The organism is Rhizobium sp. SG_E_25_P2, from assembly GCF_029892285.1.
GTDB lineage: Bacteria > Pseudomonadota > Alphaproteobacteria > Rhizobiales > Rhizobiaceae > Rhizobium_E.
Genome location: NZ_JARXVM010000002.1, coordinates 244,643 through 260,207, shown reverse-complemented (window position 1 = coordinate 260,207; position 15,565 = coordinate 244,643). Strand labels below are relative to the sequence as shown.

16 protein-coding genes are annotated in these 15,565 nt (G+C 59.3%); 1 reads left to right on the top strand and 15 read right to left on the bottom strand.

The annotated features are described in order from the left end of the window. Window positions 1-1,069: 1,069 nt before the first annotated feature. From M2360_RS05175 to M2360_RS05105, 15 genes are all read right to left on the bottom strand, one after another. A complete protein-coding gene (locus tag M2360_RS05175) occupies window positions 1,070-3,757 on the bottom strand; it encodes a hypothetical protein (protein WP_280773316.1) in 2,688 nt (895 codons plus the stop codon). Between the two features lie 10 nt (window positions 3,758-3,767). Further along, on the bottom strand, window positions 3,768-5,384 hold the full coding sequence (locus M2360_RS05170) for a terminase TerL endonuclease subunit (protein ID WP_280773315.1): 1,617 nt from the start codon (window positions 5,382-5,384) through the stop codon (window positions 3,768-3,770). Then, window positions 5,381-5,773, bottom strand: a complete 393-nt coding sequence (locus M2360_RS05165) for a phage terminase small subunit P27 family (RefSeq protein WP_280773314.1) — start codon at window positions 5,771-5,773, stop codon at window positions 5,381-5,383. The genes M2360_RS05170 and M2360_RS05165 overlap by 4 nt, the downstream gene beginning before the upstream one ends. Then, window positions 5,770-6,096 carry a head-tail adaptor protein gene (locus M2360_RS05160; RefSeq protein ID WP_280773313.1) on the bottom strand — a complete coding sequence of 109 codons (327 nt, stop codon included), beginning with the start codon at window positions 6,094-6,096 and terminating at the stop codon, window positions 5,770-5,772. The genes M2360_RS05165 and M2360_RS05160 overlap by 4 nt, the downstream gene beginning before the upstream one ends. After that, window positions 6,084-6,500: a DUF3168 domain-containing protein gene (locus M2360_RS05155; RefSeq protein ID WP_280773312.1), complete on the bottom strand. Its 417-nt coding sequence runs from the start codon at window positions 6,498-6,500 to the stop codon at window positions 6,084-6,086. Before M2360_RS05155 ends, M2360_RS05160 begins: the two co-directional genes overlap by 13 nt. Beyond that, window positions 6,497-6,925 carry an HK97-gp10 family putative phage morphogenesis protein gene (locus M2360_RS05150; RefSeq protein ID WP_280773311.1) on the bottom strand — a complete coding sequence of 143 codons (429 nt, stop codon included), beginning with the start codon at window positions 6,923-6,925 and terminating at the stop codon, window positions 6,497-6,499. The genes M2360_RS05155 and M2360_RS05150 overlap by 4 nt, the downstream gene beginning before the upstream one ends. Continuing rightward, a complete protein-coding gene (locus M2360_RS05145; protein WP_280773310.1) occupies window positions 6,912-7,250 on the bottom strand; it encodes a head-tail connector protein in 339 nt (112 codons plus the stop codon). The genes M2360_RS05150 and M2360_RS05145 overlap by 14 nt, the downstream gene beginning before the upstream one ends. Next, window positions 7,247-7,705 (bottom strand): hypothetical protein, encoded by a 459-nt coding sequence (locus M2360_RS05140; protein WP_280773309.1) that lies wholly within the window; start codon window positions 7,703-7,705, stop codon window positions 7,247-7,249. Before M2360_RS05140 ends, M2360_RS05145 begins: the two co-directional genes overlap by 4 nt. Further along, window positions 7,702-8,052, bottom strand: a complete 351-nt coding sequence (locus M2360_RS05135; RefSeq protein ID WP_280773308.1) for an HNH endonuclease signature motif containing protein — start codon at window positions 8,050-8,052, stop codon at window positions 7,702-7,704. Before M2360_RS05135 ends, M2360_RS05140 begins: the two co-directional genes overlap by 4 nt. Further along, window positions 8,049-8,681, bottom strand: a complete 633-nt coding sequence (locus tag M2360_RS05130; protein WP_280773307.1) for a phage tail assembly chaperone — start codon at window positions 8,679-8,681, stop codon at window positions 8,049-8,051. The genes M2360_RS05135 and M2360_RS05130 overlap by 4 nt, the downstream gene beginning before the upstream one ends. A 3-nt stretch (window positions 8,682-8,684) precedes the next feature. Continuing rightward, complete coding sequence (locus tag M2360_RS05125) at window positions 8,685-10,205, bottom strand: phage major capsid protein (RefSeq protein WP_280773306.1); 1,521 nt, start codon at window positions 10,203-10,205, stop codon at window positions 8,685-8,687. Beyond that, window positions 10,202-10,636 carry a gene transfer agent family protein gene (locus tag M2360_RS05120; RefSeq protein ID WP_280773305.1) on the bottom strand — a complete coding sequence of 145 codons (435 nt, stop codon included), beginning with the start codon at window positions 10,634-10,636 and terminating at the stop codon, window positions 10,202-10,204. Before M2360_RS05120 ends, M2360_RS05125 begins: the two co-directional genes overlap by 4 nt. Continuing rightward, a complete protein-coding gene (locus M2360_RS05115) occupies window positions 10,633-11,844 on the bottom strand; it encodes a phage portal protein (protein WP_280773304.1) in 1,212 nt (403 codons plus the stop codon). Before M2360_RS05115 ends, M2360_RS05120 begins: the two co-directional genes overlap by 4 nt. 103 nt (window positions 11,845-11,947) lie before the next feature. Next, a complete protein-coding gene (locus M2360_RS05110; RefSeq protein ID WP_280773303.1) occupies window positions 11,948-13,729 on the bottom strand; it encodes a site-specific integrase in 1,782 nt (593 codons plus the stop codon). 343 nt (window positions 13,730-14,072) lie between these two features. Continuing rightward, window positions 14,073-14,963, bottom strand: coding sequence for a LysR family transcriptional regulator (locus tag M2360_RS05105; protein ID WP_280773302.1), 891 nt, complete (start codon window positions 14,961-14,963; stop codon window positions 14,073-14,075). Between the two features lie 153 nt (window positions 14,964-15,116). On the opposite strand from M2360_RS05105, the gene M2360_RS05100 reads away from it, so the two are divergent. Next, window positions 15,117-15,563 (top strand): 2Fe-2S iron-sulfur cluster-binding protein, encoded by a 447-nt coding sequence (locus tag M2360_RS05100; protein ID WP_280773301.1) that lies wholly within the window; start codon window positions 15,117-15,119, stop codon window positions 15,561-15,563. The last annotated feature ends 2 nt before the right edge of the window (window positions 15,564-15,565 follow it).

Below are 15,565 nucleotides of genomic sequence, written 5' to 3'. Positions count from 1 at the left end.
CAGGCAAATATCTTGACATTTGCACCACGATCAGAATTCGGAACATAGAATCACATATTTCCAAAACAATTTCAATCAGTTAAAGAAACCCGAAGCCGAACCGGGCATGTGCGGCTAGATTGGATAAAGCAAACCGCTAGACAGCCCCACCGAATCGGAGCTAACTACTTAAATGCAGCGCAAGAGTGCTCCTTCCTTTTTGGTGAAAGGTGCGCGCTGTGAACGAAACAACCAATTCCCTCACAATCAAAATCATTGACGTGGTCGAACTGTCGGCGTCCGGTCAGACAGCAATTATTGCCGTGTTGGTGATCTTAGCTGCATACGGTTTTGGGAAGCGATGCAAATGGTGGTGACTAACGCCTGTTGCTCGCTGCGCTCGCCTGCGCGGCCTTCGGCCTTGCCGCCGCTTCGCGGCGTTCTCTTGACCTGTTTCGTGGTGCCGGTGGTTTGTTGCTCTGATCATATGCCACCGGGAATAGGACTTTCCCCCTCTGGTAAGAACAGACAGATAGAAGCTGCCATTTGTGTTCTTACCAGAGGGGGATATCTGTTACCGTGCAACAGGTGGTGAAGGGCTAAAGATAGTCAATCTGCATCAGGCGGCTTCCCTTACCTGATATTCGCCCCGCTATCCCGGTCTTGCGACCGAAGCGGTTACACTCCGAAGAGTGCGCACTACGAACCGACTTGCCTTCAATCGATCCGTAGCCAAGCGTTGTGTCCCTCCGAAGAGTGCCACAGTGCGCTTGTCATTTTCTTGCATCCATTCCCTGCCGAGGCAGGCGGCGATAACCCGCCGGGGCGTCCTTATTCAGGGGAGCTTGTCGGCTGATCTTCCGGTTGCTTCTGGCCAGCTGATGGCGCCGGTCTAGAGTCCCGGTGTCGCCCTTGTAAACGGTGCCAGTATGGTGCGCGCATGGATGACGCCATGAGCGGTTTCTATATAGCAGAATGCTGAGGGGATTTTGCGAGGCGCGTAAGCTGGTAGGTTCGTCGGCTGGCTGGCACGTTTATGCTAATAGAATCGCATATCCCGCCATGGGGTGCAAGCGGGATATGCAGGGCGCTACCGGTTCAGCAAGTTTCCGGGCTTCTGCATGTTGAACACTTCCTGCCGCACCACGGCGCGCATCATGTTTTCATGTTCCTTCGCAACTTGCCGGGCAAGATCGGCATTTTGCTGCGCATCGCCGCCCGTCGCGTTGACGGTGACAGGGCTGTTGATGGTGATGGCCTGCGCAGTCACGCCGCCGCCGCGATGTTCCGATGACACGGGCGCCAGCTTGGCCGGTGATCCGACAAGCCCGCCCTTGGCATAGCCGGGCTTCCCGAGCGCAGCACGATGAAGCGCTTCGAGGTTCGCGGCGCCCAGCCTCTTGGTCGCGTCCTTTGACATGACATATTCGCCACGGTGCACGATGCCAGCTGGTTCGAACTTGCCGCCATCACCGGTATAGCCGCCGCTGCTGAAGCCGAAGATCATACCGAGCAAGCCGGTGCCGCCGCCGAGGATACCGGAAAGCGGTCCCTTACCGAGAAGTGCAGCCTGCAGGGTCGCGTCGATCAGGGAATTCAGAAGGCTTTGAACGGCGCCCTGCAATGTGGTCGTGCCGGTCAGAAGCCCGGAGAGTGACTGTGTGAAAGATTCCGCGAAGAACTGTTGCCCCTGCTTCAATCCTTCTGTCGATGCCGCCACCTGCTGATTCTTGGCCTCTAGCTGCTGCGTCATCGCGATCTTTTCGCGGATCTTCTGAAGCTCCTGATCGGATAGCGTGATGCCTTCGCGCTTGGCCTGCTGCTGCGCTCGATAAACTTCTAGCTCGATACGGCGCTGCCGTTCCGACATGCCGGAAATGGACTGCTCAAAGCGGGCCTGATCAAGCCCTTCCTGAACGGTCTGGTTCAGGTTGCGGCGGGCGTCGGTCTGCTGCCTTAGAAGATCAGTCTGGCGCTGCTGCCCCGGCGATGGGTCAAGGTTCTGCGCAGCGGTGGGGGTGCCTGCATAGGCGTTGCGGATGGTGGAAACATCCACGCGCTGCAATCCCTCCCAGCGGCCACGCAAGGCGTCAACGTTGCCGCCCGTGCTGCGCAGAAGCCAGCGGGCGATTTCATCCTGTGTGGCTGCGTCAAAGGTCCGATCACCGGCAAGGTTCATCTGCCGCATGGCGTCCTGAAGCGTCTGGCGCGTGATCTGGTAGCGGCCCACGGCGGATGAATTGAAGGTGTTGGCCGGGTTGGCGAGCATGCGGCCCTGAAGCGCCATGATCTCATCAAGCGTCATGCCTGTAAGGTTTTGCGCGCCACCGGTAAAGGCGCCATAGCCGAGCGTTTCGTTATAGCCGCGCCCTCTGTCGGTCCCTTCGGCGGCGCCAATCAAGTCGAGGATATTGTCGTGCTGACCATAGGTCGCGATCGATCGGGCGCGGCTGGCAATGTCCGTCGCCTGCCACAGTTCGCCCATAGAGCGGGCGTTGCGCGCGGCGTTCTGATATGCGGTGTTCAGGGCGTCGGACTGTGCGAGCGCGTCAAAGTCGGCCTTCAGGCCCGGAACAAGCGCCTTCAGTTCAGCCAGGGCGGTTTTGAAGTTTATTGCCGCCGTGGCGTTGCGGTCGAAGGCGGGCGAAAGCGCTTCGCTGGAATCCTTGACGCCATCGATGACCGGGCGGGTATCCTGCAATGCCTGTTGCACCTCGCGAATGCGGGCGTCCACTTCCCGAAGGTTTGCCTTGACGCTCTCGTCAAAGCCGAGTGAGCGGGCAAGCGGCGACATGCCTTCAAGCTCTGCCATGAGTTCGGCGCGCTGCTTCAGAAGGTCGTTCAGCTCCGCGAGTTCCTGCCGCTGATCATAGTCGCGGCGCCCGGCTTCAAGGGCGCCCGGTGCAAGCCGAGTGCCATCAAGCCACTTATCGGCGCCAACGCTTTCGCCTGCGTCCCTGATAGACTGCGCAATTGAGGCGGCGATATTCGCGCCTTCAATGGCTGCGGCCTTGGCGCGAACCGTGAAGTTCGCCCACATGGTATCCCATGCGGCGTTTACACGCTTTGCGGATTCGATCTGTTCGGCGCTGAAGGTCGCGGCTTCGCTGCGTAGCTTCTGGATTTGCTCGACGGACAAGCCAAGGGCTTTCGATAGCTCTTCCGCGCCGGTCCCGCCGAACAGTTCATCAACGGCGCGCGTCTGGCCCGCCTGATCAAGCTGTTTGATCTTGCCGATCAGTTCATCGAGGAAGGCGTTCGGCTCGCGAAGCTTGCGGCCCACTTCTTCGGCAGAATAGCCGAAGCGCGTGAACCATTCGGCGCCGCCGCCTTTGCCGGTGAGCGCGAATTCGTTGGCCCGGATGTTCATTTCCTTCAGGGCGTCGGTGACGCCGTCAACGCTTGCGCCGGTCGCTTTGGCGACAAACGCCCATTGCTGCCAAACCTTCGCAGACACGCCAGCCTTGCGGGCTTCGCGGTCCACTTCCGCAACCGAATTCGCGATCTCCTTGAAGGCGAGCGCAGCCGCGCCAGCGCCAGCAACCGCCGCGCTGCCACGGCTGAAGGCGGCGAAGCCGTTTTCGATGGTCTTGCCGATCCGGTCGAATGACCGGGAATAAGTGTCTTCGATCTTCCGCGCCGATTGCCGGGCGCGGTTTTCCATTTCGGTGGCACCGCGCCGCTGCGCAGCGTTGGCCTTGGCAATGCCCTTTTCGAGCTTGTCGACGCGGGCTTCAATATCGACCACAAGAGCGCCGAGCGGTGCAATTTCAACCATTTGTCATTCCTTAGAAGATGAAGACGCCGCCGTTATCGGGGTTGTTGTAGGTGGATCGGTTGTCCTGATAGATCGCAGCGCAACGGACAGCCATCAGCGCCGCCACGGCGCCGTCGATCTTGTCGCGGGACTTGGACTTGTCGAATTTGCGATTGCCTGCGGCGTCTCTGACCACGGCGACGTTGTCGAAGTTCCAGCGCAAGACCGGGTTGGCGGCGTGGTAAAACTTGCCGTCAAGGATGGCCTTTTCCGTTACGTCACAAGCTGGCGACATGGAAATGAAGCCCTGTCTGAAATCGACAACCGGGAAGTTATCGGCCATCAGGTTTTGCTGAAGCTTCTGCGCTCGCCACGGGTCAAAGGCGATCTGGCGGACATCGTGCTCTTTGCAGATTTCCCGAATGCGCTCTTCGATGAAATCGAAATCGATGGTGGCGCCGGGCGTGGCGGTTACGTAACCGGCCTTTTCCCACTCGCTATAGTTCACGCCTTCGGTGCGGGATTTTTCCGCGATGGCGTCGGCTGGCGCGAAGAACCACGGGCGGATGATATAACCGCCGTCATCGGTCGGCCATGCCGCGACCACGGCGCCAAGGTCGTTCACCTGTGCGAGGTCAACGCCGATGAAGCAGGGGCGGCCCTTCAAGGCGTTGAAATCCACCGGGATCGATCCGCACCGGTCAAAAGCCTCCATCGCAACAAAGGGCGATGAAGACTGGTTTTGCCAAACGCCGAGGTAAAGCTGCTGCAAAACTTCGCGTTCGATCACCGAATATTCGGCCTTGATCCTGCGTTCGCGGAGAGCCTGAAGCGAAGGATAGCCATCGGCTAGACCGGGAAGCATCTGGTGCCAGATCGCTTCATCACGCCAGTCAACATCGGCGGGACATTCGAAGATGATCGGCAAGGTGTGGGGGTCGGTGATCTGCCCAAGCTGGATGCGCTTCGCGGCGGCGACTTCCTTATAGCCGAGCGTTTCCTGCCCACGGCCTGCCGTGGTCAAGACGACGGTCAGGCTGTTGCTCGTCTTGTCCGCTGCCGATGACAGGACGCGCCAAAGCTCGCGGTGCTTTTCCGTTGTCCATGCGTGAAGCTCATCGGCAATCACCACGTTGGGGGTGGAACCGTGATGGCCCATGCCTTCGGAAGAAATTGCTTCATACCGGGTGCGGGTCTTGCTGTTCTGGATCTGGGATTTGTAGTCGCGGATTTTGGCCTTGCCGTTATACCGCTTGTCTTGGCTGATGATCAGCGCCACCTCTTCGAAGAGTTCGCGCGCCTGCTTCCTATGCATCGCTGCCGACTGAATCAGGCCACCGGGAACCGCTTCAGGACCGAAGGCGCAAAGCAGGACGATAGCTGCGGCAAGCGCTGTCTTGCGCGATCCGCGGCCAAGCTGAATCACAACTTTCTTGATGATCCGGGTTCCGTCCGGGTTACGCGGCCCGAAGATGGCGCGAATGATACGCTCCTGCCACGGCGCCAACTGGAAAGGATGGCCGGGCGCGGGGTTCTTCGGATGGCGGTTTTTGCGCAGCCATTGAACGGCGCGCTCGCCATAGCCGAGCGGATCGGGAATAGGGGAACCGTCAAAAAGCCATTCGGGGCGGATAACAAGGGTGCTCATAGAAAGTCTTCATCTTCATCAGGGAGTTCGCCAAGGGCGGCGCGGGATCGAGCCGAGGGCGTCAGGCCAAGTTCAGCGGCGGCGCGAAGCTGCATTTGCTGCGCTTGAATGAGTGCGGTGCTTGCGGGGTGCCGCTTGCCGGATGGCAGAACGTGGCCTTCCACCTGAAGCAGCCGGTGAAGTTCGCGCATGGTGCCGAAGCCAATGCAGTAGTTTTCAAGGACGCCTAGATCAGCGACGGTCAACACGCGGCGTTCGGTGATCAAGATCGGCGCGACACGGCGCCATTCCGCTTTCGCGTCCTTTGACAGATAAGACGGCGGCGCCTGAACCGTGGTGACGGGCGATGTTCCGGGCGTGATGGTCGAAGGCTTCAGGCCACGGGTCATTCGAGCGCGTCCACGGTCAATTCTAGGCCACCACGCGGCCCGAAATCCGTGATGGACTTCAGGTTATAGGCGCGGCCCAGGTATCGGATGCGATCAGCCGTGGTCAGGCCGGTGAGGTATCGGGTCTTGAATGTCAGGCCAGCGGTTCCCGCTTCGCCGTAGCCGGTGGCGCCTTCGGTCGTCGCCTGCTGCGCAAGTTCGGCCCTGATGGTGCCGATCAGCATCCACGTGGAAGTGACGTAACCGGCTGCATCAACAGCCTTCACTTCCCGTTCGATCATGAGGGCGTGCTTCAGCTTTCCGGCCCGCATCAGATCACCCAACGAACAAGAGCTTCCACCGACAAAACCCCATGACCGTAGGCGTCGGGTTCAGGGTCGCGCGGGTAGCGGGCGCCAGTGATCTTGAATTCGAAGCAGTCGCAGCCGGGAACAGTCAGCTTGCCATCAAGGGCGCATTGAACCGCCCATGTGATTTCCTTGGCCTGCCGCTCGCCTTCGTTGACGGTCCAAACGTGAACATCAATGAAGATTTCGGCCATGCGCTGCGCTGAATAGTCATTGCCGTGCATGATCGTATGTGCCTCACCGATGCGGATGCACGGGCATTCATCGGGGCGCGTCGTGCCGGCCTTGATCCGGTCGGCGGGAACAAGCGCGATCACAGCCGGGGAGTTGATCAGCTTGGCGCGGATGGCCTCTTGAAGGGCGATTGTCGGTTCGATCATTTCGGGTTCAGCTTTTTGGTGACTGCGTTGATGGTGCGCGTGAGGCGGTTCAGGATGCGCGTTCGCGCCAACCGCCAGCTAGGGCGAAGGAAGGGCTGCGCTTCCATTTTGACGGTCCCGAATTCGAGCATGTGGGCGTAGCGAACATACGCATCCCCAACGGTCACAAGCGCCTGATTAGGGCCTGCGGTGCGCTGCCCACCTTGCGCGGCATAAGCCGGGGTTGTCTCACCGGGTCCGGTGACTGCGATGGAATCGACAAGCTCGCCTGTGTCCTTCGGCGCCAGCGCCCGCGCGTTCGCAGCAACCTCATTGGCCGAGCGGATCAAGGCCGGGCGAAGGGCGGCAAGGATTTGCGCCGGGACCGCGTTCAGGCGCCGCTCAAGATCGCGCGATTGTTCGGTGAGGGTCTTATTCGATGACACGGCCCGTCACCTCGATACGGTATGGGCGCAAGTAATCGACCACGGAATTGGGGATTTCGGAGCCGGAAACACCAATCAGGAAGGGCTCGCGGTTCTCAAAACTGTGCGCAGCAAGCAGCAAAACGGCCTGCTTGACCGATGCCGGGATGACGGTGAAATCGGACAGCGGGCGCCCGAGCAACGCAATCACGCGCTCTTCGGCTGCGTCGATAAAGTGCTGAAGCAGTTCATCGGTGCCGCTGGCGAGGTTGCCGAGCGCGCCGCTTTCAATGACTTCATCATGCCCGATATGGGCCTTGAACAGGGAAAGGGTGACGATGCTCATCGGGCTTCGGTGTCCATGTTGGAAAATTCCTTTTCGACTTTATAGCGAGCGCGTCTCCCCCCGCCGGTCCCTATAGCGCTGGCAAGTCGAGACCCACCCCCGGTCTGGCGGCTGGATCTCACCGTGTGGATGGGCTTCTTCTTTTCCTGCGCTGCTGCCAGCGTGTCAGGTGATGGCGCCTTGCTGATCATCACGGCAACACGGTCGCGAACGGCTTCAGGGTCGCATCCGGCAAGGGTGCAGACTTCAGCGAAATCGGGGTTCGGCTTCAGGATGTAGGCGCGGGCTGCTCCGATCTCGCGAAGCTTTTGGGTGTGCGAACCGGCATGGGGTGGCCCATGAACGGCGTCTTCGATGGCTGTCAGAAGCACAGCGCGCCAAAGGTCCGAGAAGACGTGTGGAAGCGCGTGGATGTCTTCAAACTCGATTGCGCTGGCGTTGGTGGCGGGCGTCATTGGCTGCGCTCCTGCTTCTGCTTCACGCTGTTGTGGTGGAAAGCGCAGAGGGGTTGCAGGTTGGACGGATCGAGGCGCCGATGGGGTGCGAGGCGGATCGGGATGATATGATCAGCGACGGTTGCCGGTGTGGTCTTGCCCATGGCTGCGCACATGCGGCAATGCGGATACTTGCCGAGGAAGTAGCGGCGTAGCTCTTCCCAATCGCGATCATAGCCGCGATCACGGGAATTGAGCCGGTTCTGATCGTGGCGGCGCTTGCGTTCGCGGTCCTGCTTACGCTGGCACTGGCAACGCTCACCGGCTGGCACGGTCTGGCCGCAATGGCAAAGGCGGGGCGGCTTCATGCGCTACCCTTTTGCCGAAGGCTGTTGAATGCATCGCGGTCAAAGGCGGGATCATACCCAAGCTGTTCAACGCGCTTCAGGCGGTCGGTGGTGTAGGTTTCGGACTGAGTGGGCTTGTCGGTCCCGGCGCCGTGAAGCTGCTTCATATAGGCAAGATGGCCGCGTTGTGCGGCGATGATTTCAGCCGGCGTTGCGGCCCAGGTATCGGCAGGCGTCCAATGCAGGACGCCGGTCGCGAATTCGAAGAGTTCGGTTAGCTCTTCGATCAGGTTCGGTTGTGTGGTCTGTGCGGTGGCGTCGGCGCGGGGCTGCGTCGGTTCGTCTGTGACAAGGCCGAGCGAGCGCGACACGAATTCGCGAATGGCGGGGATATGAACCTGAAGCCGGGGAATGGCTTTGCGGTCGGATACTTCAAGTGCGAAGATGCGCAGCGCTTTCACGGGATCGTCGGCGCCAAGGGCTGCGATGCCGCAAATCATCGGGAAATCGAGTTCCGCAATTCCCTTGTCGAGTTCGGCCAAGGTCCATCTTTCGGCCATGAGAAAACCGGCCCGCAAAGACGGCTTCAAGATGGCGGTGATGCCGCCAGCCTGAAGGGTGATCGGAGACTTTGCGAGCCGGATGGTCATAGGTTAAGCCTTCATCTTCAGCTTAACGATGGCTTCGCCGTTGACGACGCCGCCGCCGAAGCGGGCGCGGGTGTTGCCCTTCACAAGGCCGGTGCTGAAGCCGGTCTGATAATCCCACTCGATAGAGGGGCGGACGCGATCAACGATGGTGTAGGCTTCGCCGATGTCGCCGAACACAATCGGTGTGGCGCCTGCCACCGGGTTCGGCATGTGGTCGGCAGCGAAGACCGGGCGGCCAAGCAGCAAATCGGGCTGACCGGCGGCAAGGCTGCTCTGCCAGATATGCGTTCCGCTGGCATCCGTAAGCTGGCGCAACTTGGCAAGGGATTTGCTGTGCATCAGCCAAACGCCGTTATCGCGATAGGCGCTCTTCAGCGAATAGAAGAGTTCGATGAGTTCGTCGGCGGTGAATGCCGTCGATGAAGCTGTGGTGATGGGCGCCTGAACTTCGGCAGCGGTCAGGATGCCTTCGGCCTGCGTCGTGCCATTGCCGCCGATGAACTGCGACTGTTCTTTTTCAGCGTAGCCCTGTGCCAGCCGGTTGACGAAAAACGATTCCAGCATGACGGCGGAATCTTCGAGCATCTGGCGCGTGATCGGGACGATAACGCTCGATTCAAAGACACGCAGAAACTTGGAGCCGAATTCCGGCGAGGATTCGGGGCGCGGCGACGTTTCCGTGACTTCGCCAATCGTCACGTCGGTGACAAGGCTGGGAACCTCGATAGACGGGCCTTCCACGGTGATCACGTTAGCGAAGCGCCGAACGGGCGATTGCGCCATCAGTTTTACGATCACCTTGTTCATTAGGGCGCTTGGAATCAGAGAGGCGCCGGTCGCAGTGGTGAGCGCCTTCTGAATGCCGGTGCTGCGCAGACCGTCGAAAAAGGCTTTCACCTCTTCGTTGTCATTGTCGGCGGATGCGTTGTTATTGTTGACGCCGCGAAGGCGGGAAGCCTTGGCTTCGATGGCGTCCATGCGGGCCTTCAGAAGCTTCAGTTCATCGGGCGTGGCAACCGGATCGCTGTTCGTTTCCGGTTCATTCTGGATTTCTTCGGGTTTCATGTTTTCTTCCTCATTTAGGGATTTGACGATGGTGACGCGGGCGCCCGGATTGACCGGGCGTCGGCAGAGCGAGATTTCGAGGATGCGGGTGTCGGTGATGGATCGAACGCCATCAGCAATCATGCGAGCGGCGGTGACGATGCCGCTCACGGACAGGCCGTCAATCAGGCCCTTCCGAAGCTTGTCGTATGCAGCCCGGGCGGCGCGGGACGACTCAAGAAAGAGGCGCCCGGTAACTTCAAGGCCCGCGTCTGTTTCCTTGAAGGAATCCCAAATGCCGATAGCGCCTTCCTGATGTTCCATGAACATCGGCACGTCGGCGGCGAACTTGAAGGCGCCCTTCTCAATACGGTCGCCCTGCGTATCGACCGTATCGAACGGCCATGCGATGCCGGTCACGGTGCCAGCCTCATCGATAGAGAATTCACCCTTGATGATCAGGTTGTCGGCGCCGGTCATTCTGCCACCTGTTCAAGGGCGTCATTGATGGCGTTGCTCGCCTCTTTCGACACAACAAATTCGCCGCGATGGACGACGCCAGCATCGGCTTCGTTCACCCAGATTGCGGGTTCGACGTGTTCGGGGATGCCTGCCCACCGTGCATCAAGGATATCGAGGGCGAGTGGAAGGGTTTCAGCGAACGGGCGGTTCTTCGCGTAGGCGTCTACAAGCTGCTGCGCTCGAATAGGGGCGGTGCCGCCACCGATCAGGCCGCATCGGATCACCTCGACAATATCGGAGATGTAAAAGAGTCTGGCGGTGATCCGCTGGTAAAGCTCACCGACGCCAACGCCGGTCTTGCGCTGAAGCTCGTCCACAATTTCGAACGAAAGAGCGAAGTCGTGTTCGCCATCGCCAAAATAGGCGCGGTGTTTGGTCGGGTCTGTCATTGTGCGGATTCCTGCGGCGCCGTAACCGGCCCGGCGCTGTTTGATGTCGTGTAGGGATTGGCGTTGTCATCGCCGCCGGAAATGGGCGGCATATTCAGCTTTGCGCGAACATCATTCGCGGTCATGGCGCCCATGCTGCGGTAGTTACTGAAGGCGGTTGACCGGGCGACTTCATCGGTCGAAACGATGTCTTCGGTCACGAATTCGACGTAGAACCGGGCGCGCTCTTCAGGGGTGAGCAAGCAACGGGCATAAGCCCAAGCCCACCGGGTCAGCCAAGGCTTCAGGGTCATGGTCAGGAACTGCTGATTCAGTTCCGCGACGTTCGACCACGTGCCGCGCGAAAGCTCGAAAATCATGGTCGGCGGGATATTGAAGGCGCGGGCGATTTCGCGGATCTGCTCAAGGCGGTTTTCGGCAAACTGCGCATCTGCGAGCGTGGTGGAAAGGGGGCGGTAATCCATGCCTTCATCAAGAATGGCGGTGCCACCGGCCCGGTTTCCCGAGTGGCTGCTGAACCACGAGGAAGCCAGGTTCTTTTTGCCATCCTGATCGATTACCTTCGGAGACAGAATGACGCCGGAAGGGCGCCCGCCGTTGGCGAACAAGCTGGCAATGTGGCGTTCGAAGGCGATGGTCAGGGCGATGGCTTCGCGCGCTTTGACGACGGGCGAGCCGTCCGGTGCGGCAATGTGCAGGATGTCGGTGAAGTCAAACCGAACCTGCCCACCGTTCTTGGAAGACACGATGTAATAGGGGGTGCCGTCGTCATATTCATTACATTGAACCGAATGAGGGTTCAGCCGGTTGAGTTCCAACGGGCGCCCGTCGAAAGAGCGGACCACTTCAGCAAAGCCATGGCCGGTGAGCAAGGCGTCACGGGTCAGTTGCTGGCGTAGCTCTGAAGCAGACGTGAAGGCGTTCGCTTCGTCGTGGATCAGCTTGTAACCATCATGATCTTTGATGGCTTCACGGGTCTTGCGATCAAACAACTTCGCAGGAAGATCACCGACTTTTCCCGAGATAGTCCCGACTGCGCAGAATACAGCGGGAACCTGCATAGCAATGGAAGGCGTGACTTCAATATTCGAGGCGGTTGGATAAAGACCGAAAAAGCTGAGAACTGCGGGATCGGCGGCAGATACGGCCTTCTTTATCGACCGTTCACCTTTGAAGATTTCCAACACGTTCTTGAATGCGTTTCGCATCGATATTGCCAAGCCCTTTCTTTGACTTGGCAATATTCTGACACGGGTCGAATCGTCTGTGAATCCTAAAAATCACAGAAATTGATGTTTTTAGCTTAAACCATCAAAATAAGTGATCTATTTTCAAGTCCGGGTATTTGATGGCGTTGATCAGTTCCACGCGCTGTTCAAGCATACCCTGCGGAAGAATGCCGTAGCGGCCCGTCATGGTCGCCTTCGTATGCCCAAGGATGAAGCCGAATTGTTCATCAAGGTATCCGGCGCGGCGTAGGGCGTCGGTGGCGCTATGCCTGAAGCTATAGAGAGAAAGGCCACGGCCATCTTTCAAGCCGAGCTTTGTCAGGTATCGCCCGAAGTCACGGCTGAAGTCGGCAAACATCTGGCCGCGCGAATTGCGATCTGCTGTCGGGAACAGACGCTTCTCACCCGCTTCTACCTGTTTGGCGTGGTAGTCGATCAGGCCGAGTTTCACCAGCATCGGATGCAGCGGCACCACGCGCATTGAACCTTCGTTTTTGGTGCTTTTGTCACCTTCACCTTCTTCGGTGATATGCATGATCCAATGCCCGCGATCTTCTCGCACGTCGCTAACGGCAAGCTGCGCAACTTCTCCCGGTCGCGCACCTGAGAAGGCCATGATCAACGGCACCCAATAGCGGTGATCGCGAATACTGACGTTACCTGGCTTGTTCCAGAAGCGCACCGCATCGTCACTTTGGACGCCAGTGAAGAAAGGCGATTTGAACAACGTGTTCATCTGTTCAACGGTGAACGGGTAAACTTTTTTGTCCGTGTCCTTCTTCATGAACATGTCGGCTACCGGGTTCTCATGAAGATAGCCGTGATCCATCAGCCATCCGCAAAAGGCGCCGAGGCTGGACAGGTAGCGGTTGACCGTATTTCTCGCGATGGCCGGTTTGCCGACCTTCTCATTGTGCTTGACGATCTGCGCAATCTTCATGCCTTCGAAGGCTTTGGTTTCGGTCGCCTTCACCGGGTATTGCAATAAGAGCGCCTTCCACTCGCGAACGGCCTTCTTGTCGATCCTATGCACCGGGCAGGTGCTACCGACATAATCAACAAAGGTTCCGATATCGCGCCGCGCCTGTGCCAGCGTGTCCGGCTTGGTTCCGTTGGGGTTTTCGCGCTCGTAGATCTTAAACACTTCCATGATGCTTTCGCCCGGCGCTGCTGTTTGGCGAGCGGCGCCCGATATCGGCTTAACAATGGGGTCTTTGGGGGCGCCGCTGTAGTCGCCGCGATCACGTTCAAGGGTGCGCTCAAGTCCCTCGATTTCGGCCCGAATCATGCGCCGGGCTATGTCTTTGGTGTCGGCGGCGTTGGGTAGCAGCTTGTTACCTGCCACATAGCCGGTCACTTCATCACCGATCAGCGCGGTTTCACCGCTGGCAAGGTGCTGGCGCAAAGTCTTGAGTTTGACGGCGCGCGCTTCGGCCTCATAGTCCTTCTGCGCATTCAGAACCCGAACCTCAAGACTGGCGCCGAGCATGGCGACCGGGTCGGCTGCGTCAAGGCCCGCCTTCTCGGCGTCGGCAATGGCAGTCTTCAAGGCGGCGTTGATCTGCGCTTCCGTGGGCAGCGCCCGGCGCGCAGCTTCGTCGCGATCTAGGACGGCCTCATAGTGCTGCCACGTCGCGGCGGCTTTGTCGTCGGCGGTGATCTGGCGCCGGGCTCGCACGTCCTCGAATTCAGCGCGCCATGCTTCAACCACCGGCCACATGGCTTTCTTGGCGGCGTTCTCATCTTTGGTGCGGAGCGACTTCTTTTTCGTCGTGGTGCCATAGTGCTCGACAAGTTCAAGCGGGATATCAACGCGCGCATAATAGACCGCACCGCGTCTTTCGAGGTAGGTAATTCTTGCCATTTTCGCCTTTCCGTAACACGATTCCGGAACACCAAACCGGAACAGTTATATCCTAGAAAGGTCAATAATAGCAATATGTTATTTGAATTCATCGCCTTAGAATATTTTGGATTATAGTCCAGGTTCCCCAGCCAATTCTCCCTAAATTCCTTTCCCCTTATCGTGTCTGTCGCGCAGCAATCCATTTCGCGTCATTGGCGATCATGCGTCCCGGCTCTCGCTGCTCGCTGGGCGCGAGACAGCTGGCTTTCACACAGGCCTAACAGGCGCGGGTCGATTGGTAAGCGGGGGGCGTCGATTCGTCATGTTCAGGTCGTTGCCTGTCCGTAAGGCCGGCGCACTGCTATTTCTGCCGCAAGGCGTCGACGATCACGCGGAAGGCGGGCGCGTTTTGATGACGGCTCGGATAGTAGAGATAGTATCCAGGAAAGGGCGGCGTCCAATCCTCAAGAAGCACGACAAGCTCGCCCGAGGCAAGCCCTGCGACGACCAGATCTTCCGGCACATAAGCGACGCCGAGACCTTTGACGGCCGCCTCGACCATGGGATAGGACGTGTTGAATGTGAGCTGACCGGAAACGCGCACGCGCAATTCCTGACCGTCCTTCTCAAACTCCCATGCATAGAGCCCACCGCCGGTCGCCTGGCGCATGTTGATGCAGTTGTGGCCGACCAGATCCTGCGGATGTCGCGGCATGGGCTTGTCGGCGAGATAGCCTGGCGATGCGACCGCCAGCATGCGCCAGTCGGGGCCGATGCGAACGGCGATCATGTCCTTTTCAATGCTCTCGCCCAGCCGCACGCCGGCGTCAAAGCCGTCTTCGACGATATTGCGCAGACCATTGTCGCGGCTGAGCTCGACGCGGATATCCGGGTAGTCCTTGAGAACCGGCTGCAGCTTCGGCCAGACCAGCGTCTCCAGCGCGTGGTCGGACAAGGTGATGCGAACCGTCCCGGCCGGTTTGTCGCGCAGATCAGAGAGGGCTTCCAGCTCGCCGCGGATGGCGGTGATGCGCGGCAGCAAGGCGTTGAAAAGCCTCTCTCCGGCCTCGGTCAGCGAAACGCTGCGCGTCGTCCGGGTGAGAAGGCGTAGACCCATACGCGTTTCAAGACGCTTGATCGTATGGCTTAAAGTCGACTGCGTGATGCCGAGCTTGGCCGCCGCCTTCGTGAAGCTGCGATCTTCGGCCAGCGCCAGGAACCAGAGCAGGTCGTTGAAGTCTTCCCTGGCCATCACGCCCCCTGTTTTTCGCCATTCATGGTCTTGGTCGATTAATCTAAGCGACCCATGCCGTCTAATGCATATCAAAAGCGCTTGATAGTGTATGCCATGGAATGGTCCCGCGCTGTTCCAGCCCCTATCCCGAACCGATCGAAGGACCCCGCCATGGAACTCACTATCAACGGAACACCGCAACAAGTGGATGTCGAAGCCGACACTCCCTTGCTCTGGGTGCTGCGCGATACGCTCGGCATGACCGGCTCCAAATATGGTTGCGGTCTGGCGCAATGCGGCGCCTGCACGGTGCTTGTCGACGGACAGCCGACACGCTCCTGCGTCACGACGATCGACAGCTTGGTCGGACAGCAGATCACCACGATCGAGGCCATCACCAGTGATCCCGTCGGCCAGAAAGTGGTCGAGGCCTGGGTGGCGCACCAGGTCCCCCAATGCGGCTACTGTCAGTCCGGCCAGATCATGGCCGCAACTGCGCTGCTGAAAGAGACCCCTAAGCCGACCGATGAAGACATCGCGGCCGCCATGGTCAATCTCTGTCGCTGCGGAACCTATAACGCCATCGCCGCCGCCGTGCGCGACGCGGCCCAGGCTTGATG

Bases quoted from the DNA above. Each gene is read 5' to 3' on its own strand.
- M2360_RS05175 (WP_280773316.1), bottom strand. From the start codon at position 3,757: ATGGTTGAAATTGCACCGCTCGGCGCTCTTGTGGTCGATATTGAAGCC.
- M2360_RS05170 (WP_280773315.1), bottom strand. From the start codon at position 5,384: ATGAGCACCCTTGTTATCCGCCCCGAATGGCTTTTTGACGGTTCCCCT.
- M2360_RS05165 (WP_280773314.1), bottom strand. From the start codon at position 5,773: ATGACCCGTGGCCTGAAGCCTTCGACCATCACGCCCGGAACATCGCCC.
- M2360_RS05155 (WP_280773312.1), bottom strand. From the start codon at position 6,500: ATGATCGAACCGACAATCGCCCTTCAAGAGGCCATCCGCGCCAAGCTG.
- M2360_RS05145 (WP_280773310.1), bottom strand. From the start codon at position 7,250: ATGAGCATCGTCACCCTTTCCCTGTTCAAGGCCCATATCGGGCATGAT.
- M2360_RS05140 (WP_280773309.1), bottom strand. From the start codon at position 7,705: ATGACGCCCGCCACCAACGCCAGCGCAATCGAGTTTGAAGACATCCAC.
- M2360_RS05135 (WP_280773308.1), bottom strand. From the start codon at position 8,052: ATGAAGCCGCCCCGCCTTTGCCATTGCGGCCAGACCGTGCCAGCCGGT.
- M2360_RS05130 (WP_280773307.1), bottom strand. From the start codon at position 8,681: ATGACCATCCGGCTCGCAAAGTCTCCGATCACCCTTCAGGCTGGCGGC.
- M2360_RS05125 (WP_280773306.1), bottom strand. From the start codon at position 10,205: ATGACCGGCGCCGACAACCTGATCATCAAGGGTGAATTCTCTATCGAT.
- M2360_RS05120 (WP_280773305.1), bottom strand. From the start codon at position 10,636: ATGACAGACCCGACCAAACACCGCGCCTATTTTGGCGATGGCGAACAC.
- M2360_RS05115 (WP_280773304.1), bottom strand. From the start codon at position 11,844: ATGCGAAACGCATTCAAGAACGTGTTGGAAATCTTCAAAGGTGAACGG.
- M2360_RS05110 (WP_280773303.1), bottom strand. From the start codon at position 13,729: ATGGCAAGAATTACCTACCTCGAAAGACGCGGTGCGGTCTATTATGCG.
- M2360_RS05105 (WP_280773302.1), bottom strand. From the start codon at position 14,963: ATGGCCAGGGAAGACTTCAACGACCTGCTCTGGTTCCTGGCGCTGGCC.
- M2360_RS05100 (WP_280773301.1), top strand. From the start codon at position 15,117: ATGGAACTCACTATCAACGGAACACCGCAACAAGTGGATGTCGAAGCC.